Origin of the sequence: Bacillus sp. FSL R5-0447 (assembly GCF_038606125.1) — a bacterium.
GTDB classification, from domain to species: domain Bacteria; phylum Bacillota; class Bacilli; order Bacillales; family Bacillaceae; genus Bacillus; species Bacillus velezensis.
Genome location: NZ_CP152012.1, coordinates 3,378,876 through 3,400,242, shown reverse-complemented (window position 1 = coordinate 3,400,242; position 21,367 = coordinate 3,378,876). Strand labels below are relative to the sequence as shown.

The following is a 21,367-nucleotide window of genomic DNA, read 5'->3' as shown; positions in this document are numbered from 1 at the left end:
CATGAAATAAGACAGCAGTGATTCTGTAAAATTGATTTTTAGATATCGGGAAACCCGCCAAAACTATTCTTTCCTTGTCACAATATGATGATACGGCTTAAAGCACGGTTTAAGTCAACAAAAGAACCTTGTGCTTCCGTTTCGGTTACTCACATCAGACATAGGTCACGACAGGAAAGGGGAACGTAAAGTCTTGGAATTTTCTTGATGCGATAAAGCGTACCGTATCACATGGGTGAGAGGCAATTAAAAAAACGTTTCTGATCAAAACAAAAGGACGGCGATGCATATGCAGGAAGGTATCAGGCCGCTCAGCTTGAATGATGCAGAGCAGGAACTGGTTTTGCAGAGGGAAAACCGCATGTTTTTTGAACGGTTTGCCATGTCGAGACAAGGGGATTTTTATACGCTGGAAGGCCGGAAAAAACGAATTGAACAATCACTGAAGAATGCGAAAAATGATACTGAATACAGCTTCGGCATTTTTCTTCAGGATCAGACCCTGATTGGCACGATCAGTTTTTTTCAGGTGGTTCGGGGTTCCCTCCAAAGCGCTTTCATCGGTTACTTTTTAGATGGTGAACATAACGGAAAAGGCTATGCGACGAAGGCTGTTAAGCTGGCAGTCGATTATGCATTCAATGAGCTCGAACTGCATCGGATAGAAGCCGGAGTCATGCCGCACAATAAGGCGTCAATCCGGGTGCTCGAAAAAGCTGGCTTTCATAAAGAAGGCATTGCGAGAAAAAATGTAAAAATAAATGGAAAATGGGAAGATCATCAGGTGCTGGCGATCATACATCCGGAGGATACATGACGATATCCTCCTTTTTTATACCCTGCGTCTCTTTCGACAGGTTCTTCCTAAAACTTCAAATCAATTGTGTAAATCATACTATTTGCAAATTCAAAAAAAAAAAAAATAAAGGGTACATAGCACCAAAAACTCTGAAAGATGTGCTCTTTGTCAACACGTCCTAAAGTCATATTTTTCGAAAGGATATTGATTTTTTGATAGGATTAAACTAAATTGTAAAAGTATAGAATAGTTAATTTATTTTGTAAGAAAAGGATGATAATATGATAGGTCAATTGAGCAATAAAAAAATATTTTTAAGTTCTTTTTTCATCATTTTGATCTGTTCATTACTCTTCCAATTCAGTATTTCAGATAAAGTTCTGCAGTCGTATTATTCTTCCGTCGGAGAAAGTACCTACGATATCGGGGAGAAAAGTGTTCGTACGATTGTCATGTTTCTGCAAGGGTTTATGATCTTCACAACTTTTGTGGAAATTCTGATAGGCGGATTTCTGTTATTCGTTGCCGCTTTTATTCTCGGTACAAAAAAACCGAAAAAAATATATTTGCTTCTATATACGCTGACTTCTTTAATCTCAGCATTTAAAATGTTGATTCTTTCAGTTGTTAACTACTTAACGGCTGATTCCTCGCTTATATATTCTGCCGGCGGCACCAGCTTGAGTCTGCAGCTGCTGGATCCATTTCTGCTCATATCAATCGCGGCTCTTTATGCTGCTGCGGGAAAACTGACCGATCTCAGTAAAGGCAAGAGAATCATTTTGACTGGATGTTTTGTTTTACTAAAACTCTTTACTATTTTCTTAAACTATTTTATGGCGGATAAAATTTAGCTCGGGAGAGAGTCAATTAAGCTGAATTTTATTATAAATTAAAAAAACAGAGTAGGGAGATGTTATGATGAACTTAGTAAAATCTAATAAAAAGTCTTTCATTTTGTTTGGCGCGGCTCTTGCTGCAGCAACATTGGTTTATGCACTATTATTAACGGGAACTGAATTAAACGTGGCGGCGGCTCATGCATTCTCAGCCAATGCTGAATTAGCTTCTACTCTCGGCATCTCTACAGCAGCAGCTAAAAAAGCAATTGATATTATTGATGCGGCATCAACAATTGCTTCTATCATTTCTCTTATCGGTATCGTTACAGGCGCAGGCGCGATTTCTTATGCAATCGTTGCAACAGCAAAAACAATGATTAAGAAATACGGCAAAAAATACGCAGCTGCTTGGTAAAATCGATCAATAAATAATTGCTCTTTTTGTACAAGCTGCAAAAAGAGCCTCTCTCCCAAATACATATGTAAGGATTGAAAGTATGATAGTCAAACAAATTGCGGCTCTTATCAAATATAATACCCTGTCATCGTTTCGAAAAAGAAAGGAAGATTGGGGCATTCCTCAACTCAACAGCAAACTGCTGTCTGCCATTATTATTTCTCTGTTATGTTTATATCTCGTTTTCCTGGGATGCGGTGTTGTATTCGGGACAAAACTGATTCAGCTGCCCCTCAGCGCATGGGGGCAATTTGTTTTAATCGCCGTTTCACTTGAGCAGCTTTTTTGGGCTGCCGGCTTCTTTAAAGAACATCACAATGCCTTTCTGCTGGATACGCGCAAGGTCATTCATCAATTAAAAAAGGTTCGTTTTTTACAGCTGTTTTCTGTTTTTGCCGGCCAGGCGATCAAAAAAACCATTTTCGTATGGTATCTTTTTGTTTTTCCGGTCTTTTTGTTTTTATCAAGCGCAGGCATGACCGGGTCTGCGGCGGTCATCGTATTTTTCTTGGGCTTCGTTTATTTTCTTCTCAATTTATTTTTATCTATGCTGTTTTCTTATGTTGTTTATCTTCTTACAAATATGTGGAGCAAATTGTTTTACTTGAAAATCATGAAAGGCATTTTATTCAGCGTCAGCCTGCTGGTTCCGCTTGCAGTCGGGTATGCCGTTTATCTTCTCGTGTTTGGGGAGTATACCGCAAAGGATATTTCAAGCTTTACGGAGTCACCGGCTTTCCGGAACATCCTCATGAATACGCCGTATGTATGGTTAGCATTCCGCTCACATTCCGTGCTCGTTTTCGCTGCGGTGTTTGCGGCCGCCGTCCTTTTAACGGCGGGGATGTTTAAACTATGGTCGGCCACGCTGAAGAAAATGGACCTTATTCCTTATATGTTTTTGACAAATGCAGATTTTGCGCCAAAGCTGAAATTATATAGAAATAACAAAATATTTCATGCCGTTTTTCAAAAGGATCTGCTGTTTTTATCGAGGATTGACGGGTTTTTTATCAGGAACTTCGGCAGTATGCTGTATTTGTTCATGCTGTTTTTAGGTTTTTGTATTCCGCTTCTGTCGCATCACTTTATCGGGTATTCGGCAGCTGCCATCGTGTCTGCGGCGGTTATCATTGCGAACTTTTCGTATCAGCTCGTCGGAGATGCGCTCAAAACAGTATTATCAGTTGACGGGGAAATCAAAAATCAGCATCTGTTTCACCGGAATATCAAACATGCGTGGCAGCTGGTGTTTCCGAAAGTATGTATTTATAATCTCGCCGCTCTTATCTATTCGTTCATCATCACCATTTTGATTACGGTGTTTTTTCCGTATTCCGCTGCGCTGACGATTTACTTGTTTATTGTGTTTTTATGTTCGGGTTTTTTATACAGTCTTGTCCAGATTTCAAGCACCGCCCTGTATCCTAAGAAAAACTGGGAGCATATGTACGAAATTGGAGAAGCGGGGAAAGCAAAGACGTATAACAACTTATACGGATCTTTCATTTTCATTGTGTCGCTTCAAATCGCTGCGATCACGTCGTATTTTATCTATAAAAAGCCGGAACTTGAAATGATGCTTATTCATTCTGCATCAGGTATTTTTGTCCTGTTCACACTATTAAACTATGGAGTCATGTTTCTGTTTCTTCGCAGAATCAATATGGCGGAAAGGTTTGCGAACAATGATTAAATTAGTGAATATACAAAAAAACTATAGTGAAAAACAGGTGTTGAAAGATATTTCGTTTGAGGTGAAAAAAGGTTCAATCTATGCTTTGCTGGGGACTAATGGAGTCGGGAAAACAACGACTTTGAAAATCATTTCGGGCCTGCTTAAACCGACTTCAGGCAGCGTCATGATTGACGGTAAGGAACTGGATTCAGAAGAGGGGGGGCAAATATCGGCTGATATCGGTTTTGTGCCCGACCATGCCTTTTTATATGATTACTTAACGGGAGTCGAATACCTGCGTTTTACAGCGGAGATGTTTGAAGTGCCGTCTCAGCGGACAAATGAGTATATAAAGAATATGTTAGAGACGCTGAAGCTTGCTCAAGACGGAAATCAGCTGATTAAAACATATTCACATGGGATGAAACAAAAATTATCAATTGCGGCCGCCCTCATTCATCAGCCAAAGATATTAATTCTTGACGAACCGCTGACGGGCATTGATTTAATCAGCGGTAAAACGATACGGACGTTATTAAAGGAATACGTCAAACAGGGACATACGGTCCTGTTATCGACTCACTTGCTGGAGCTGGCACATTCGCTGTGCGATACGATCGGTATTATACATGAAGGCGTTTTTGCGGCGGAGTATCAGTCATCCGAGCATTCATTAGAAGAGATTGAAAAATTGGCTGAGAGTATCTATACATGATGAACCGCATGTTGCCGGCAATCAGGACGTCCGCCATTCCGTTAACCGCATCATTGCTGTTTTTTTCAGGCGGTGTGATCGCTGCGTTTTTTTCCGATCACTTTGTTTCAACCGCGTCTTACAACGGCTCATCAGGCGCGGTTGAACTGCTGAAAAACAATGCAATCGCTTGTCTGTTTTTAGCCGCGGGTTTTTTTACCTTTGGGTTGACCTCAATCTTTTATTTATTCACCAACGGGTTTATTTTAAGCGGCTCTATTATAGAAAATCTGCATAGCGGGGTTCCTTTTTATCAGATTTTTTTACTGCTAATTCCTCATGGTATATTTGAAGTTCCCGCGTTATTATTAAGTGGCGCCATTGGTTTTAAGGGCGTTGAATTGGTCATCAGGCTGTGTTTTTCTAAGGAAAAAAAGATAATGGCTTCAATGTTCAGGCATATTGGAATATTGGTGCTCATAATTATTTGTCTGCTGATCGCCGCTGCCATTATTGAAGCTTACATCACACCAATTTTTAAGTAAAAGGGGCAGAAATCATATGAGAAGTAAATTATCATTAATCGGTGTGCCGATTGTTATGATTATCGGTTATATCATTTCTTTATCCTTTGAGTGGCTGTTTCCTGTTCTTACTTTTGGGGTGGCAGGACTATATCTCTTTATATTTGCACCGGTGCAAAATAAATTCATTCGTTACATCTTTTTGTTTATTTTTGTGATTAATCTGTTGGCCAGTGCGGCTCTTTATTTCGGTATTTAATAAAAAAATGACATTCATATTGAATGTCATTTTTTTATCTTTGAGCGGCCCTGCTGCGTGTTAAAATCTGTCGCCGTTGAAAATAGAGTTTTTTACGATCACGTAGTCGACATTGCGGATGGCTTCGAGTGTATTGCCGCCGGCGTAAGAGATGGAAGATTGCAGATCCTGCTCCATTTCAACCAGCGTGTCCTGTAAAGACCCTTTATGCTCGACATGCATTTTTTTGCCTTCGACGTTTTTCTTTTCGCCTTTTTGAAATTCGGAAGCGGAGCCGAAATATTCTTTGTACAGCTTTCCGTCGATTTCGATCGTTTGTCCCGGTGATTCTTCGTGGCCGGCGAATAATGATCCGATCATGACCATAGACGCGCCGAAACGGATGGACTTCGCGATATCGCCGTGCGTGCGGATGCCGCCGTCAGCAATGATCGGTTTGCTCGCCGCTTTTGCGCACCAGCGAAGCGCGGCTAATTGCCATCCGCCGGTTCCGAAGCCGGTTTTAATTTTGGTGATGCAGACTTTCCCGGGGCCGATTCCCACTTTTGTCGCGTCTGCGCCCGCGCGTTCCAGCTCCCTTACGGCTTCAGGCGTCCCGACATTCCCTGCGATGACAAAGCTTTCCGGGACATGTTCTTTAATAAATTGGATCATGCTGATCACGGCATTGGAATGGCCGTGCGCGATATCAATGGTAATATAATCCGGCACAAGCTCCTGTGCTTTCAGCTCCCGGATGAATTCATAATCATTTTCCTTTACGCCGACACTGATGGAAGAAATCAGTCTGCGCGCTTTCATATCCCGGACAAAAGCCAGGCGTTTTTCCGGATCGAAGCGGTGCATGATATAAAAATACCCGTTTTCCGCGAGCCAGGCCGCGATGTTTTCATCTATAATCGTCTGCATGTTGGCCGGCACGACCGGAAGTTTAAATGTGTGTCCGCCCAATGTAACTGATGTATCACATTCAGATCGGCTGTCCACAATACATTTTGCAGGAATCAGCTGAATATCTTCGTAATCAAATACATTTTCCATATATAACACCCCTAAAAGCGAATAATAGAATTAAATTAAATTAAAATGTTCGTCTTTTTATAATGTACTTTGTTTTGTCAGGAATGTCAAATGATTTCATGCCGCCTCATATGCGGTCAGCTTGTCATCCATTTGCAGTTTGGTTATCATAGTAGTATTGGGTGTTGTAAGACATTTGTTACGATAGATAGATTTGCAAAGAAGGGAGGGGCCGGTGTGGAACAAAAACAGCCCGGGCACAGCCCGAAAGCCCAGAAAATTCAGGACCGGATTATTTTAGGCACGATTTGGGTCGTGTCGGCGCTTGTCATTGCGCTCGTTGTCGGAACCGTCATGAATTATATTTGGATGTTTAAATAAAAAAGAGTCTGTGCCGGTATGACACAGACTCTTTTTTGTATTATTTTTCAAACATGCTTGTAGAATGCAGAGGCTGGACGCGCGCTTTCGGGTCCATGTAAGCCTTCGCGTTGTTCACGGCTGTCGGAGCTTCGCCGAAACCGCTGGCGATCAGCTTGACTTTGCCTTCATATGTGCAGATATCTCCGGCGGCAAAGAAGCCTTCAATATTCGTTTCCATCGTGCTTTTAACGACGATGGAATTTTTCTCGATGTCAAGTCCCCAGTTTTTAATCGGGCCGAGAGAAGAAACAAAGCCGTAGTTTACGATCAGGTCATCAATTTCGATGATTTCTTTACGGTCGCCTTTCACTTCTTCGAGAACGAGCTGTTCGATCCGGTCTTCACCGACAAGTTCAGCGGGAACAAACGGTGTCAACACGTTGACTTTAGAATTATGCAGGTTTTCGACACTGTGCTCATGCGCGCGGAATTTATCACGGCGGTGGATGATGCTGACTTCTTTCGCGATCGGCTCAAGCATGAGCGCCCAGTCAACCGCGGAATCGCCGCCGCCCAGAACGGCAACGCGTCTGCCTGCGAATTGATTGAGGTCGTCAATGAAGTAGTGCAGGTTTTTGCCCTCATATTGTTCCGCTGATTCCAGTTCAAGCTTTCTCGGCTTAAATGCGCCGTTTCCCGCGGTGATAATAACCGTTTTTGAATAATGCGTTTCTGAATTCGTGACAAGCTTAAACACACCGTCCGCCTGTTTTTCAACAGATTCAACGGCCTGCTCTAAGCAGATGGTCTGATCAAACTTCGCCATTTGCTCTTTTAAGTTGTTCACAAGCTCTTGGGCACGGATTTTCGGGAATCCGGCTACGTCATAAATATATTTTTCAGGGTACAGCGCGCTGAGCTGGCCGCCAAGCTGAGGCAGGCTCTCGATGATTTTGACGCTCGCCTGTCTCATTCCCCCGTAAAAAGCGGTAAACAGGCCGACCGGGCCGCCGCCGATGACCGTAATATCATAAACCTTTGAATCCTCTTGCATACCAAATTGCCTCCTAATTGAAAATTGTTATTAATTATAACATACAATTTAAAAGGATGACGAGTGCCGAAAACCGCCCGGCCGCTTCATTCTTGAAAAAAGTTGCGGCCGCCGCTAATATGGGGACAAATTCCAATCTGTTTTTTCCTGAATGTTTTCTGATTCTTCCGGATAGTATGGTGATATGCAGACATGTGCGGTTTTCTAAAAAATTTTATATTTCATTTCATAAAATCCCGCCAATAAGCTGAAGCTAATACAAATGTTGATTTGATTATGCGTCTAACAGCAAAAAAAAGAAGGTGGATGTGATGGCATTGAATAAACCCAAAATCGTGGTTTTAGGTGCAGGTTATGGTGGATTAATGACAGTAACAAGGCTTCCGAAGCATATCGGGGCAAATGACGCTGACATTACTTTGGTCAATAAACACAATTATCATTATGAAACGACATGGATGCATGAAGCGAGCGCAGGAACGCTGCATCATGACCGCTGCAGATATCAAATAAAAGATGTAATCAATGAATCACGGGTCAAATTTGTGCAGGATACCGTAAAAGCGATAGATGTGCAAAATAAAAAGGTGACGCTTTCACAAGGGGACATCCCTTATGATTATCTTGTCATCGGGCTTGGCGCCGTCCCTGAAACATTCGGGATTAAAGGCTTAAAAGAATTCGCTTTTCCGATCGCGAATATTAATACGTCGCGCCAGCTGAAAGACCATATTGAGCTCCAATTTGCGACATACAATACGGAGGCCGAAAAACGCCCTGACCGCTTAACCATCGTTGTCGGCGGAGCGGGCTTTACGGGAATTGAATTTCTCGGTGAACTTGCGAACCGCAAGCCGGAGTTATGCAGATATTATGATATAGATGAAAGTCTCGTCCGGATCGTCTGTGTCGAGGCCGCCCCGACGGTTTTGCCGGGATTTGATCCGGAGCTTGTCGAATACGCCGTTCAATACCTTGAGAGCAAAGGCGTTGAATTTAAAATCGGCACCGCGGTTCAAGAATGCCGCGCAGACGGTGTCACAGTCGGCAAGAAAGATGAAGAGCCGGAAGAAATCAAATCGCAGACCGTTGTCTGGGCCGCGGGCGTGCGCGGACATCCGATCGTGGAGGAAGCGGGTTTTGAAAATATGCGCGGCCGTGTCAAGGTCAACCCTGATCTTCGGGCGCCGGGTCATGATGATGTTTTTATTCTCGGCGACAGCTCGCTCTTTATCAATGAAGAGACGGAACGGCCGTACCCGCCGACTGCTCAGATCGCGATGCAGCAAGGAGAAACGGTCGCCAAAAATCTGGGCGGTTTGATTAAAGGAGGCCAGCTTGAAGAGTTCAAGCCTGACATTAAAGGAACCGTCGCCTCCCTCGGTGAGCATAACGCCGTCGGAGTCGTATACGGCAGGAAGCTCAAAGGCACGCCGGCGTCCTTTATGAAAAAGGTCATTGACAACCGATCGCTCTTTATGATCGGCGGGCTGGGCCTGACGCTGAAAAAAGGGAAGTTTAAATTCTTCTGAAAACCCGCGGCCGCGGGTTTTCTCTTCTTTTAAAAAAGAGCGCTATCAAAAGAATGTAAAAGAAAAAAATGAATGTTTTCGCTTACATGAGTTATTTTGTTACATATTCTGACTTGGTGCTTGACAAGTAAATATGATATATTATCAGAAAATTAAGAAAAAGGGTGATCCGCATGAAAACGACAGCAAAAAGCACGGCGGCGTGTCCGTTCTGCTCAGGTAAAGGGTATTTTCAATTGCTTCTTGGCGGCTCCGAAACATGTCCCTCCTGCCAGGGAAGCGGCAAAGAGAGACGCTGATTTTTCCAGACGTTGACTTTTTTACCGCCCCCGAGGTACACTGAAAGTGCTGTAGGGGGTGGATGTTTGTGATTAGTTTGCCGGTTGTCCTGATCTCAATTGTACTATTTTTTGTACTGTTTTTCGGCATAGGCTTTCTGTTGAACATGCTGCTTAGAATGTCGTGGATTATGGCTGTTGTCTATCCGATTGTATGCCTTTTCATTATCAGCAATAAAAAGATGATCAGTTACGTGCAGGCGCCGGGGGAATCCTTTCAAAGCCTGTTTCAGCGCATCATGTCATTAGCGGTTGCGGATGTCGTGATTTTGGCGGGCGGACTGGCGGGAGCCATCATGTCAGGCATTGCCATAAAGGCGCTCAGAAAAAGAGGATATCAAATGTTTTAAGCCGCTTTCTTATTCGAGAAAGCTTTTTTTGTGCCGCGGCGCTTTTTGTATAGCACCTCACCGAGTTGGGAACAATGACTCGGAGGAGAGTGATTTCAGATTGACGATAATCAGACGCGTATTCATGTTCGTGCTCTTTTTGGGCGCATGCCATGCGACATACTTTTCCATAACCGGTGTTGAAGCAAAGGATCTGACAAATTGGATGACGGAACATCGCGGCGCCGTTTTGAAAAACATCGGCACTCCGTTTCAATCCTTACAGAATCAGCCGGAAAAGAAGGCATCAGGCAGGATAAAACCGCTGGAAGAAGCTTTTGACTGGGACCGCTATCCGTCACAAAAGGTGACGGCCACCGGTTATACCGCCGGAGCGGAATCTACCGGAAAATCTCCCGGGCATCCGCAGTACGGAATTACATATTCAGGCGTGAAGGTCAAACGCGATTTATATTCAACTGTTGCGGCCGATCCGTCTGTTTTCCCGATCGGGACGATTCTGTTTATACCGAATTACGGATACGGGGTTGTCGCCGATACCGGCTCAAAAATTAAAGGAAGCCGCCTTGACCTCTACTTTGACACCGTCAAGGACGTCTATAACAATTGGGGCAAAAAAACACTTGATGTCTACATGATTAAAAAAGGGAACGGCACAGTGACCGAGGACGAACTTGTAAAGCTGAACGAAACCAAGTCGATGCAAGTGTTCAGAAATCAATACAAAACGGTAAAAGAATAAAAACGCTTCAGCATCCGCTGAAGCGTTTTTTACATAAAGAAATAATCTAAAATCAATGTCAGCACAATACCGGTGACGCCGCCGAAGAACACTTCAATCGGCTGATGGCCGAGCAGTTCTTTCAGTTTCTTCTGTTTTTCCTTCTCTTCCGCTTTCTGAAAGTCCTTCGCTTCGCTGACAAACCGATTAAAGTCGATGACCAGTTTATTAATGACCGTCGCCTGTTCACCCGCATGCCGCCTGACACCTGTAGCGTCGAACATCGTAATGACGGCGAAAATCGCGGCGACTGCAAACAGGGGCGAGTCCAGTCCCTGTTCCAAAGCGACTCCGGTTGACAGCGCGGTGACGGCGGCGGAATGGGAGCTCGGCATGCCGCCGGTGCTCGTCACAAGAGACCAGTCAAGTTTTTTGGATACGATAAATTGAATAGGCACTTTTACAACTTGGGCAAAAATAATGGCGGCAAAACTCGCCAGTAAAGGAAAATTCATAAGTACATCCATATGCAACATCCTTTCTGTATCTGCTGATTCCGATCGTATCGAAAAACTGCAGAAAACGCCCTTAGTTTGGTAAAATAAAATCAATGAAAAATGTTTTTTCATTATACCACTTTACATAACAAATACCCACATAAGGAGTGTGTACTCATGTTTTATGCATCTGATCAACTGCGGCATCCCGAAACACTGGTCATCGGTCTTTTTCAAAAAAGCACGCTGAACGGATTTACGAAGGAATTGGATGATAAATTGGACGGTCATCTGACCCAGCTGTTAAAGGATGGTGATGTGTCCGCCAAACGCAATCGTGTATCAAAAGTATACCCTCCGGCTGCGACCGGTATGAAACGTATTTATTTTATCGGCCTGGGAAGAGAAGCGGATTATTCGTTTGAAGATACGAAAGAATGCTTTGCACGAGTATTTCAGCAGGTTCATCAAGATAAAAAGCAGGAAGTATCCGTTTTGCTCGATACATTCGTCTCCGGGGAAGTGCCTGCCGCCGATGCCGCTCATGCGCTTTCAGAAAGCTGTCTGCTTGCAGTTTACGAAGTGCAGGATTATAAACATAAATCAAATGAGCCGGATCAGGAACTGAAATCAGTCTGCGCCGTGACCGAAGAAGACCTGAGGGAAGTGCAGGCCGGCCTGAACGTCGGAGCGGCATACGGCCAAGGGACGAATTCAGCCCGCACGCTTGTGAATATGCCGGGTAATATGCTGACGGCCACTGATTTGGCGTCATATGCCGCTGAGCTGGCGGCAAAATACGATTTCGAGTGTGAAATTTTAGAAAAAGATGAAATGGAAGAGCTCGGCATGGGCGGGCTGCTTGCCGTTAACAAGGGCTCATCCGAACCGCCGAAAATGATCGTTCTGAAGTATCAGGGCAAAGATCAGTGGGAAGACGTCATCGGCCTGGTCGGTAAAGGAATTACCTTTGATACGGGCGGATATTCAATTAAGCCGAAAACCGGCATCGTCGGCATGAAAAGCGATATGGGAGGGGCCGCCTCGGTATTAGGGGCAATGGAGATTATCGGCGAACTGCGGCCTGAACAAAACGTGCTCGCCGTCATACCGTCTACGGACAACATGATTTCGTCCGATGCGATGAAGCCGGATGATGTCATCGTTTCGCTCAGCGGAAAAACCATTGAGATCCTGAACACCGATGCGGAAGGGCGTCTCGTGCTTGCCGACGGCATCACATACGCCAAGCAGCACGGAGCCTCTGTCCTTGTAGACGTCGCAACGTTAACGGGCGGTGTCATTGTTGCTTTAGGGAACGAAATGACGGGCGCCATGACCAATCACGCCGCGTTTTATGAACAGGTGGCGGAATCGGCGAAAGAATCCGGCGAGCCGATCTGGCAGCTTCCGATTACAGAAAAGGATAAAAAACGGGTGAGAAACAGTCAGATGGCTGATTTGAACAATTCTCCGGGAAGAGAAGGCCACGCGATTATGGCGGGGGCATTCATTGGTGAATTCGCGGAAAACACGCCGTGGGTTCATCTCGATATTGCGGGAACCGCAACGGCGAATAAAGCGACATGCTTCGGCCCTGCCGGCGCAACAGGCGTCATGGCAAGGACGTTGGCTGTTTTGACTGAGCGGTTTACGCCCGAAAGGTAACAGCATCCCGCTGCCTTGATGCAGCGGGTTTTTTGATTTCCAAAATCTTTAGTTGACTAAAGCGCAGAATATATGGTAACTTTAATTATCTACTACATTAGCAAACTAAAGGATTTTTGGAGGGACTCATCAATGAATGCTGTTGTTGTCGCAGTATTGCTTATGCTCGTCTTAAGCCTGCTGCGTGTCAATATTATTATAGCTTTAATGATCGGCGCGCTTGCCGGCGGGCTGACCGGCGGCTTAGGCCTCGGAGAGACGGTGAAGGCTTTTACGGACGGTCTCGGCGGAAATGCCACCGTCGCGGTCAGCTACGCGCTGCTCGGAGCATTTGCCGCGGCGCTGACAAAGACGGGGCTTCCCGATGCAATGGTGGAAGCGTCTGTCAAACTAATCGGAAAAAAGGAAGATTCGCGGAAAAAAGCACTGTCAAAAGTGTTAATCGTACTGATTATTTTAATCATATCCTGTTTCTCGCAAAACGTGGTGCCCGTTCACATTGCGTTTATTCCTGTATTGATTCCGCCGCTTTTAAAAATATTTAACGAACTTGAAATAGACCGCAGACTGATCGCGTGTGTGATGACATTCGGACTGACTGCGCCTTATATCGTTCTGCCTGTCGGATTCGGACAGATTTTCCAGGGGATGCTGAGAGATAATATGGCGTCAGCCGGTTTAAAGGTGCCGCTCAGTGATATCCCGTATGCTTTAATCATTCCGACGGCCGGGATGGCGGTCGGTTTAATTTTAGCCGTCATCGTCTTCCGGAAACCGAAGAAATATGAGACGAAGGAGATTGCCGGACTATCGTCTTCTCCTTATACGAAAAAAAGCATTGCCATCGCCTTGATCTCCATTGCCGTGTCGCTTGCCGTTCAGCTCTATCTGTCACAAGTGCTCGGAGTGGAAGGTATGATTATGGGCGCGCTTGCCGGCTTGTTTACGCTGTTTATCAGCGGAGTCATGAAGCGCAATGAAGCGGATAAGCTGATCACGGACGGCATGATTCTGATGGCTTTTATCGGGTTTGTCATGCTTGTTGCGGCCGGTTTTTCAAATGTACTGAATAAAACGGGCGATGTGGCTTCCTTGGTCAAAGCATCAACAGGCCTTATCGGCCACAGCCAATCATTAGGCGCGCTCCTGATGCTGGTGGTCGGTTTATTAATCACGATGGGAATCGGATCATCATTTGCAACCGTACCCGTCATTACGACCATATTTGTCCCGCTGTGCGCTCAGCTCGGATTCAGCCCGATGGCGACGATTGCCGTAATCGGAGCGGCCGCCGCGGTCGGCGATGCGGGTTCTCCTGCAAGTGACAGTACGCTCGGGCCGACGTCAGGCCTAAGCGCCGACGGACAGCACCACCACATTTGGGATACGTGCGTACCGACATTTCTTTTCTATAACATTCCGCTTGTGATATTCGGCTGGATTGCCGCGCTTGTCCTGTAAAAAAAGGCTCCCGGAAAGGGGAGCCTTTTTGTATGCTGAGAACATCTTACGCCGGATTTCTGCTGAACCCCGTCGCTTTATGAATAGACCTGTAAACGGCAGGCGCGATTGATGCCAATAACAGTGCTAAAACGATATCTTTTATGAAAAACCATATCATGTAAAACCAGGCCATTCCGTAGCTGATCGGAGCATGAAGCCATAATTTCAGCGCAATATACGTATAGGTCGTGCCAATGATATAAATGACGGCGGTACCGATCAAAGAGGCCCATGCATAATGCAGGCGGCCGGGTTTTTTTGTTTTTTCCAGCAGCCATCCGGCTGCAAATGCCGCCGGGATATAAGCGAGAATAAATCCGCCGCTCTTTCCGATAAACGGCGCAAAGCCTGCTGAGAATTGAGCGAAAACAGGCGCCCCCGCGAGTCCGGCCAATGCGTATACCGTCATTGCAATGGCTGCCCGTCTGGCGCCAAGAAGCATCGCGGCTAACAGACAAAAGAAAGGCTGCAGCGATAACGGAATTCCCGCAACTTGCAAAAAAGGAGCCATTGATGTAATGTTGGCGCCGACGGCCATCAGTGCGGCAAACATGCCGATAAGCGCCATATCGCCCGCGCGAAGGTTGCGTTGTTTCATTTGTTTTTCCCCCTTACACTTGTACCAGATTAGCGTAATCGAAGGGTGATTGATTGTCAACAAAGATTTAATACAGGTTTACTAAATGGAGGGAGCCATATGTTTTTCGGGAAAACGAAACAAACAAAACAGTCGGAACGGATTCCGCCAAACCAAAATGTCACAACGAAGTTTCCCGTGCTTCACACCGGAAATGTTCCTTATTATGAAGATATGTCAAAATGGAATCTGCAAGTGTACGGGCTTGTTGACCGTCCTATGCTGTTAAGCTTTGAAGATATCAAAGCCTTTCCTGAAGCCGAAGTGAAAAATGATATTCATTGCGTCACGGGCTGGTCCCGTCTTGATAATATCTGGAAGGGAATACGCGCCAAAGACATCGCTGAAAAAGCGGGCGTGCACAAAGAAGCGGGATTCGTCATTCTGCACGCTGAAGAGGGCTGGACGGCCAACCTGCCGCTTTCTGATTTTACGCGGGAAACATCCCTGCTGGCATATGCGCATAACGGCGAGCCGTTAACGCCAGAGCACGGCTATCCGCTCAGAGGCGTTTTCCCCCATCTTTATTTTTGGAAAAGTGCAAAATGGCTGCGCGGCATTCAGTTCACAAAGGAAAACCACCCCGGCTTTTGGGAGAAAAACGGTTACCATATGAGGGGAGATCCATGGAAGAATGAGCGCTTTACATGGGATTAAACCCCTATCACTATATAGTTCTTAGGTACCTTATTGAAATAAGGTACTTTTTTTATATCAAAAATCCATTGACTTTGTTTGGCAAAAAACCTATTATTTGAGGTGCCTTTTGATATTGAAAATCATTATCAATAAGCATAGATAAAGCAATTGCCGCAAAGGGGATGAACACATAATGGACGGAAAACAAATAAAGCGGGGTTTCGCGCCGGCCGGCCGATACGCGGTTCCGGGCACAGAAGTAAGAGAAATGCGCTCAAAAGGAGGCCGTACGTATCGTATCTTTGTCTTTTTTCCTCAGGAAGAACCGCCTGCATCCGGCTTCCCCGTCATATACCTGCTCGATGCGAATTCCGTATTCGGCACAATGGCCGAAGCTTTGCGGGTGCAAAGCCGGCGGCCTGAAAAAACAGGCGTTGTTCCGGCGGTGATTGTCGGAATCGGCTACCCGACAGATCAGCCGTTTTCCGCCGAACGTCACAGTGATTTTACGATGCCGCTTTCTGAATCAGAACTGCCGGTGCATCCGCGGGGCGCGGCATGGCCCGAACAGGGAGGGGCGGAAGCGTTTCTGAGTTTTATAGAAGAAGAAGTAAAGCCCGCGATGGAGCGGGATTATCCGATCGACAGAGGCAGGCAGACGATTTTCGGCCATTCGCTGGGCGGTCTTTTTGTGCTGCAAGTGCTTTTGACGAGGCCGGACATGTTCCAGACCTATGTTGCCGGGAGTCCGTCAATTCACTGGAACAAGCGTTTTATTCAGGAAAAAGCGGAACGTTTGTCAGACCGGCTCTCTGCGGAAAATCTTCAAGTCAGCGTATTGCTGGCTGCGGGAGAAATTGAAAAAACACATAAAAGCAGAATCCCGCAGCACGCAGAGGCGCTGTACTCTTTATTATACGGATTTGAAGATGATGGAGTCCGTGCTGAATACAGCGAGTTTGAAGGAGAGGGCCATATTTCTGTCCTGCCCGTTTTAATCAGCAGGGCCCTGCGTTTCTGCCTGAATCCGGGAGGACCGCATACCCCGTATTCTCCCGCATGAGAAAAAACAGGCCCTTCGAACTAAATGCGGCTGATCCTAATTTTCTAATTGACTGCGTGTTTTGATTTGGATATGATTGTCTTGAATCATAATTGATAATGATAATCATTATCAATATAGAAAGGGAATGATAATATGGACGCATTGGGAATGAAAGGGAAAACGGCCGTTGTCACCGGCGCCGCTCAAGGCATCGGAGAAGCAACAGCGCTTGCCCTTGCTGAACAAGGCGTAAATGTGGCAGCTATAGATACAAATGAAGACCTGCTTCTCGGGCTTACTGACAGACTTCGGCAAAAAGGCGTGCAGGCGCAGGGGTTTGCCGCAGATGTATCTGACAGTGCGGCTGTCAATGATATCATCGCTGCCGTTGAACGCGACATGGGGCCTATTGAAATATTGGCGAACGTTGCGGGCGTGCTGCGGCCGGGTCCGGTGCAATCCCTCAGTGATGAAGATTGGGGTCAAACATTTTCAGTTAATACGACCGGCGTATTTCATGTGTCGCGGGCAGTAAGCCGGTACATGATTGAGCGTCAAAAAGGCGCCATCGTTACGGTCGGTTCGAATGCAGCCGGCGTTCCGCGTGCTTCCATGGCGGCTTATGCGGCGTCAAAAGCGGCTGCCGTCATGTTTACGAAATGCCTCGGACTAGAGCTTGCGGCCCATCATATCCGCTGCAACATCGTATCTCCGGGTTCAACGGAAACCGACATGCAGCGGGCGCTGTGGCAGGACGAGAACGGAGCCCGGGACGTCATCAGAGGTTCGCTTGATACATATAAAACGGGAATTCCGCTTCAAAAGCTGGCGAAGCCTTCTGATATTGCAAATGCCGTTTTGTTTCTGGCTTCTGAACAGGCAAACCATATTACGATGCATGATTTATGCGTTGATGGCGGCGCTACTTTAGGCGTTTGATGTAACGAGAAGGAGGGACAAACATGACAAATCAACATTTATTGGCGGAAGTGTCTGCAAAAGAGGTGCTGGATGCTTACAAGCCCGGGGCGTTCTTTTTAGCTTCCCCGAAAAGTACGATGCTTGCGGAAGGAATGTTTGCGGAAGTGCCTGATACAGACGCGGAAAATCAGCTGGATTCACTGCCTGAACGCGTGAGACAGACGCTTCTTGAGGCAAAGCAAGCCGGCATCAAACATCCGATTGCGGCCGGCGCCATTCCTTTTGACGGCAGAAAAGCTTCCCGGCTTTTTGTACCGAAGAATGTCCATACGGCAGGCCCGCTTTCGTTTGCGGAATCTTCCGCAGAAAAGCCGCAATCCAATACATATGACATCCGTCCCGTTCCGGAGCCTGAGGGCTTTATGAGCGGTGTGGAACAAGGCGTATTCAACATTACGGACGGTCCGCTCAGCAAAATCGTGCTGTCAAGGACGCTTCATCTGACCGCTGAAAAGGATATCGACATTCCACAGGCCGTCAAGCATTTGGCGCAGCACAACCCGCGCGGCTATACATTCGCTGCGGATGTGACGGGAACGTCAGAAACAAGAAAAACGCTTTTCGGCGCAAGTCCTGAACTGCTGCTGTCCAAAAACGGAACATCGATTCTGTCCAATCCGCTGGCAGGTTCCAGACCTCGCAGCACCGATCCCGCCGAGGATCAGAGAAGAGCGGAAGAACTGCTGCAATCAGCAAAAGATCTGCATGAACATGCCGTAGTCGTGGCCGCCGTGGCCGCCGCCCTTAAACCGTTCTGCCGTGTGCTTGATGTGCCGGAAAAACCGTCACTCATTAAAACTGAGGCGATGTGGCACCTGTCCACCGAGGTAAAGGGAGAGCTGCGTGATCCGTCAACGACATCACTTGAGCTGGCCATCGCCCTGCATCCGACGCCCGCGGTATGCGGAACACCGACAGATGTGGCGAGAGAAGCGATTCAGGATATTGAGCCGTTTGACCGCAATTTCTACACGGGAATGGCGGGCTGGTGTGATGCTGAGGGTGACGGAGAATGGATTATCGCACTCCGCTGCGCCGAAGCGGAAACAAGGTCTCTCCGGCTCTTTGCGGGTGCCGGGATTGTCGCCGGATCAAAGCCGCAGGATGAACTGGACGAGACCTCGGCCAAATTCCGCACCATGCTCCGGGCGATGGGGCTTTACCAAGATGAGTTGTAAAAAAGGAGGGAACGGATCGTGCTGACTGGATTTACGCCATGGCCGGAAGAATGGGCTGACAAATACCGAAAAGACGGCTGCTGGAAGGGTGAGACGTTCGGAGGAATGCTGAAAGAGCGTGCGGCTTTATACGGAAATCAAACTGCCGTGACGTGTAAAGATGTACATTGGACCTACAAAGAATTAGATGAAAGGGCAGATCGTTTAGCGGCGGGGCTGCATAAGCTCGGAATTCAAAAGGAAGACCGCGTTGTCGTTCAGCTGCCGAATATCGCTGAGTTTTTTGAAGTGATTTTCGCGCTGTTCCGGCTCGGAGCGCTGCCCGTTTTCGCGCTGCCTTCTCATAGAAGCAGTGAGATTACGTATTTCTGCGAGTTTGCAGAGGCGAAAGCATACATCATTCCTGATATGCATTCAGGTTTTGATTACAGGGCGCTTGCCAGACAGGTGAAAGACAAACTTCCGGATTTGGCGCATGTCATTGTGGCCGGCGAAGCTGAAGAGTTTCAAGAACTGAGCAGCCTGCATAGAGAGCCTGTTCAACTGGAAGATATAAGCCCGGCGGAAGTCGCCTTTTTACAGCTTTCAGGAGGCAGTACGGGGCTGTCCAAGCTGATTCCGCGAACACACGACGATTACATATACAGTTTGCGCATCAGTGCGGAAATATGCGGCTTGGATCAACACAGCGTTTATTTGGCCGCTCTGCCGACAGCGCATAATTATCCGCTCAGCTCGCCAGGTGTGCTGGGAACTTTATATGCCGGGGGCCGGGTCGTTCTGTCACCGACGCCGAGTCCGGATGACTGCTTCCCGTTAATTGAAAAAGAACGTGTCACGATTACAGCGCTCGTCCCGCCGCTTGCGATGGTGTGGATGGACGCATCCGGTTCGCGAAGTGATGATTTATCAAGCCTTCAAGTGCTGCAGGTGGGAGGCGCCAAATTCAGCGCTGAGGCGGCCCGCCGCGTGAAGAGCGCTTTCGGATGCACCCTTCAGCAGGTTTTCGGAATGGCGGAAGGATTGGTGAATTATACGAGACTGGATGATCCTGAAGAGATCATTGTCAATACGCAAGGCAGACCGATGTCTCCTTTTGATGAGGTAAGGGTTTTAGACGATGACGGGCGGGATGTCGCTCCCGGTGAAGCGGGACATTTGTTTACACGCGGCCCTTACACGATTCGCGGATATTATAAAGCGCCTGAACATAATGAAAGATCATTCACAGCCGACGGATTTTATCAGACCGGCGATATCGTCAAACTGACGGCGGACGGCTATATCATCGTCGAAGGACGTGCGAAAGATCAAATCAACCGGGGCGGTGAAAAAATAGCCGCTGAGGAGGTGGAAAATCACCTTCTTGCGCATCCTGCCGTTCATGATGCCGCCATGGTTTCAATGCCGGATGATTTTCTCGGGGAGCGTTCCTGTGTGTTCGTCATCCCGAAAGGAGAAGCGCCGAAACCGGGAGAGCTGAAAGCATTTTTGCGTGAGCGCGGACTGGCGGCATATAAAATCCCCGACCGGATTGAATTTATCGCTTCTTTCCCGAAAACCGGCGTCGGCAAGGTCAGTAAAAAGGATCTTCGCGAAACGATCGCCCAAAAAGTAAAGCCGGCTGAAATCAAACAATCTTAAAAAAGGAAGTGTTTACATTGGCTATACCGTCTATTCCCGCATATGCGCTGCCGACAGCGTCAGATATGCCTGAAAATAAAGTATCGTGGACGCTGAATCCGAAACGCGCGGTGCTTCTGATCCATGACATGCAGAATTATTTCGTCGATGCTTTTGCGAAAGGTGAAGCTCCGATCACAGAGGCGTCTCAGAATATCAAAAAAATAAAAGAGCAATGCAAAGCACTCGGCATTCCGGTGGTGTATACCGCGCAGCCGGGCAGCCAAGACCCGGCGGACCGTGCGCTGCTGACGGATTTTTGGGGGCCGGGGCTAAAAAGCGGGCCTTATGAAGAAAAGGTCATTCCGGAGCTTGCCCCGGATGATCAGGACATTGTCCTCACAAAGTGGAGATACAGCGCGTTTAAACGGACGAATCTCCTTGAGATCATGCGTGAAAGCGGCAGAGACCAGCTCATGATTACGGGAATTTATGCACACATCGGCTGTCTCGTCACAGCCTGTGAAGCATTTATGGATGATATCCAAAGCTTCTTTATCGGAGACGCCGTTGCTGATTTTTCTTCAGAAAAACATAAGATGGCCATCGAATATGCGTCTCAGCGCTGCGCTTACACGGCTTTGACAAACGAAGTGCTGGAGCTGCTGGGCGGCGCGCCGGTTTCTGAAGGAGAAGAGAAGACTTCCGCCGTATTGACAAAAGACCGGGTGCGTGAACAAATTGCGGCGATTCTTCAAGAATCACCGTCTGATATTCCGGATCATGAAGACCTGCTGGACAGAGGTCTTGACTCCGTCAGAATCATGAGCCTTGTCGAACAATGGCGCCGTGACGGAGCTGAAGTGACGTTTGTGGAACTGGCGGAGAACCCGACGCTGGAAGAGTGGTGGAGACTTCTCTCTTCCCGATCTCAAAAAGTCTTGCCGAACGCAGATTATTTATAA

The 21,367-nt window shown here is 47.0% G+C and carries 24 protein-coding genes; 20 read left to right on the top strand and 4 right to left on the bottom strand.

Annotated features, from left to right (window positions below):
• Nucleotides 1-289 precede the first annotated feature (289 nt).
• The 7 genes from NYE68_RS17180 to NYE68_RS17150 all read left to right on the top strand — a co-directional run bounded on the left by NYE68_RS17180 (nt 290) and on the right by NYE68_RS17150 (nt 5,253).
• On the top strand, nt 290-817 hold the full coding sequence (locus tag NYE68_RS17180; protein ID WP_324636426.1) for a GNAT family protein: 528 nt from the start codon (nt 290-292) through the stop codon (nt 815-817).
• A 263-nt stretch (nt 818-1,080) separates the two neighbouring features.
• Nucleotides 1,081-1,653: a hypothetical protein gene (locus NYE68_RS17175; RefSeq protein ID WP_007613520.1), complete on the top strand. Its 573-nt coding sequence runs from the start codon at nt 1,081-1,083 to the stop codon at nt 1,651-1,653.
• Between the two features lie 67 nt (nt 1,654-1,720).
• Complete coding sequence (locus NYE68_RS17170; protein WP_003151973.1) at nt 1,721-2,056, top strand: uberolysin/carnocyclin family circular bacteriocin; 336 nt, start codon at nt 1,721-1,723, stop codon at nt 2,054-2,056.
• An 82-nt stretch (nt 2,057-2,138) separates the two neighbouring features.
• Nucleotides 2,139-3,794: a hypothetical protein gene (locus NYE68_RS17165; RefSeq protein WP_324636427.1), complete on the top strand. Its 1,656-nt coding sequence runs from the start codon at nt 2,139-2,141 to the stop codon at nt 3,792-3,794.
• The gene (locus NYE68_RS17160; protein WP_015418131.1) at nt 3,787-4,491 is read left to right on the top strand and encodes an ABC transporter ATP-binding protein; all 705 of its coding nucleotides are present in this window, start codon (nt 3,787-3,789) and stop codon (nt 4,489-4,491) included. Before NYE68_RS17165 ends, NYE68_RS17160 begins: the two co-directional genes overlap by 8 nt.
• Nucleotides 4,488-5,015 (top strand): stage II sporulation protein M, encoded by a 528-nt coding sequence (locus NYE68_RS17155; RefSeq protein WP_015418130.1) that lies wholly within the window; start codon nt 4,488-4,490, stop codon nt 5,013-5,015. Before NYE68_RS17160 ends, NYE68_RS17155 begins: the two co-directional genes overlap by 4 nt.
• A 16-nt stretch (nt 5,016-5,031) precedes the next feature.
• Nucleotides 5,032-5,253 carry a DUF5970 family protein gene (locus NYE68_RS17150; RefSeq protein ID WP_003151978.1) on the top strand — a complete coding sequence of 74 codons (222 nt, stop codon included), beginning with the start codon at nt 5,032-5,034 and terminating at the stop codon, nt 5,251-5,253.
• A 60-nt stretch (nt 5,254-5,313) separates the two neighbouring features.
• Here the strand turns inward: NYE68_RS17150 and guaC are convergent, their stop codons facing one another.
• Nucleotides 5,314-6,294 carry a GMP reductase gene (guaC, locus tag NYE68_RS17145; protein ID WP_064115949.1) on the bottom strand — a complete coding sequence of 327 codons (981 nt, stop codon included), beginning with the start codon at nt 6,292-6,294 and terminating at the stop codon, nt 5,314-5,316.
• 216 nt (nt 6,295-6,510) lie between these two features.
• On the opposite strand from guaC, the gene NYE68_RS17140 reads away from it, so the two are divergent.
• The gene (locus NYE68_RS17140; protein WP_003151982.1) at nt 6,511-6,654 is read left to right on the top strand and encodes a hypothetical protein; all 144 of its coding nucleotides are present in this window, start codon (nt 6,511-6,513) and stop codon (nt 6,652-6,654) included.
• A gap of 40 nt (nt 6,655-6,694) precedes the next feature.
• Here the strand turns inward: NYE68_RS17140 and yumC are convergent, their stop codons facing one another.
• Nucleotides 6,695-7,690: a ferredoxin--NADP reductase 2 gene (gene yumC, locus NYE68_RS17135; RefSeq protein WP_003151984.1), complete on the bottom strand. Its 996-nt coding sequence runs from the start codon at nt 7,688-7,690 to the stop codon at nt 6,695-6,697.
• A gap of 311 nt (nt 7,691-8,001) precedes the next feature.
• Between yumC and NYE68_RS17130 the strand changes: the two genes are divergently transcribed.
• The 4 genes from NYE68_RS17130 to NYE68_RS17115 all read left to right on the top strand — a co-directional run bounded on the left by NYE68_RS17130 (nt 8,002) and on the right by NYE68_RS17115 (nt 10,652).
• On the top strand, nt 8,002-9,222 hold the full coding sequence (locus NYE68_RS17130) for an NAD(P)/FAD-dependent oxidoreductase (RefSeq protein WP_033574903.1): 1,221 nt from the start codon (nt 8,002-8,004) through the stop codon (nt 9,220-9,222).
• A 173-nt stretch (nt 9,223-9,395) separates the two neighbouring features.
• On the top strand, nt 9,396-9,521 hold the full coding sequence (locus NYE68_RS17125) for a YuiA family protein (protein WP_007408708.1): 126 nt from the start codon (nt 9,396-9,398) through the stop codon (nt 9,519-9,521).
• A gap of 68 nt (nt 9,522-9,589) precedes the next feature.
• Complete coding sequence (locus NYE68_RS17120; RefSeq protein ID WP_003151989.1) at nt 9,590-9,910, top strand: YuiB family protein; 321 nt, start codon at nt 9,590-9,592, stop codon at nt 9,908-9,910.
• 100 nt (nt 9,911-10,010) lie between these two features.
• Nucleotides 10,011-10,652 (top strand): 3D domain-containing protein, encoded by a 642-nt coding sequence (locus NYE68_RS17115; protein WP_324636428.1) that lies wholly within the window; start codon nt 10,011-10,013, stop codon nt 10,650-10,652.
• 29 nt (nt 10,653-10,681) lie between these two features.
• On the opposite strand, the gene NYE68_RS17110 is transcribed toward NYE68_RS17115, so the two are convergent.
• On the bottom strand, nt 10,682-11,158 hold the full coding sequence (locus NYE68_RS17110; protein WP_021495380.1) for a divergent PAP2 family protein: 477 nt from the start codon (nt 11,156-11,158) through the stop codon (nt 10,682-10,684).
• A 147-nt stretch (nt 11,159-11,305) separates the two neighbouring features.
• On the opposite strand from NYE68_RS17110, the gene NYE68_RS17105 reads away from it, so the two are divergent.
• A complete protein-coding gene (locus NYE68_RS17105) occupies nt 11,306-12,796 on the top strand; it encodes a leucyl aminopeptidase (RefSeq protein ID WP_007408704.1) in 1,491 nt (496 codons plus the stop codon).
• A gap of 132 nt (nt 12,797-12,928) precedes the next feature.
• Nucleotides 12,929-14,257 carry a Na+/H+ antiporter NhaC family protein gene (locus NYE68_RS17100; protein ID WP_012118334.1) on the top strand — a complete coding sequence of 443 codons (1,329 nt, stop codon included), beginning with the start codon at nt 12,929-12,931 and terminating at the stop codon, nt 14,255-14,257.
• A gap of 46 nt (nt 14,258-14,303) precedes the next feature.
• Here the strand turns inward: NYE68_RS17100 and NYE68_RS17095 are convergent, their stop codons facing one another.
• Nucleotides 14,304-14,897: a biotin transporter BioY gene (locus tag NYE68_RS17095; protein WP_007408702.1), complete on the bottom strand. Its 594-nt coding sequence runs from the start codon at nt 14,895-14,897 to the stop codon at nt 14,304-14,306.
• 99 nt (nt 14,898-14,996) lie between these two features.
• Between NYE68_RS17095 and NYE68_RS17090 the strand changes: the two genes are divergently transcribed.
• The 6 genes from NYE68_RS17090 (at nt 14,997) to NYE68_RS17065 (ending at nt 21,367) form a co-directional block, all read left to right on the top strand.
• Nucleotides 14,997-15,593, top strand: coding sequence for a sulfite oxidase-like oxidoreductase (locus NYE68_RS17090; RefSeq protein WP_064107443.1), 597 nt, complete (start codon nt 14,997-14,999; stop codon nt 15,591-15,593).
• A gap of 175 nt (nt 15,594-15,768) precedes the next feature.
• Nucleotides 15,769-16,638, top strand: coding sequence for an alpha/beta hydrolase (locus NYE68_RS17085; RefSeq protein WP_225046366.1), 870 nt, complete (start codon nt 15,769-15,771; stop codon nt 16,636-16,638).
• Nucleotides 16,639-16,773: 135 nt separating this feature from the next.
• Nucleotides 16,774-17,559, top strand: coding sequence for a 2,3-dihydro-2,3-dihydroxybenzoate dehydrogenase (locus tag NYE68_RS17080; RefSeq protein ID WP_324636429.1), 786 nt, complete (start codon nt 16,774-16,776; stop codon nt 17,557-17,559).
• 23 nt (nt 17,560-17,582) lie between these two features.
• Nucleotides 17,583-18,779: an isochorismate synthase DhbC gene (gene dhbC / locus NYE68_RS17075; protein WP_225046368.1), complete on the top strand. Its 1,197-nt coding sequence runs from the start codon at nt 17,583-17,585 to the stop codon at nt 18,777-18,779.
• A gap of 18 nt (nt 18,780-18,797) precedes the next feature.
• Entirely contained in the window at nt 18,798-20,423 is a 1,626-nt protein-coding gene (locus tag NYE68_RS17070) for a (2,3-dihydroxybenzoyl)adenylate synthase (RefSeq protein WP_012118329.1), read from the top strand.
• A 17-nt stretch (nt 20,424-20,440) separates the two neighbouring features.
• On the top strand, nt 20,441-21,367 hold the full coding sequence (locus NYE68_RS17065) for an isochorismatase (protein WP_225046369.1): 927 nt from the start codon (nt 20,441-20,443) through the stop codon (nt 21,365-21,367).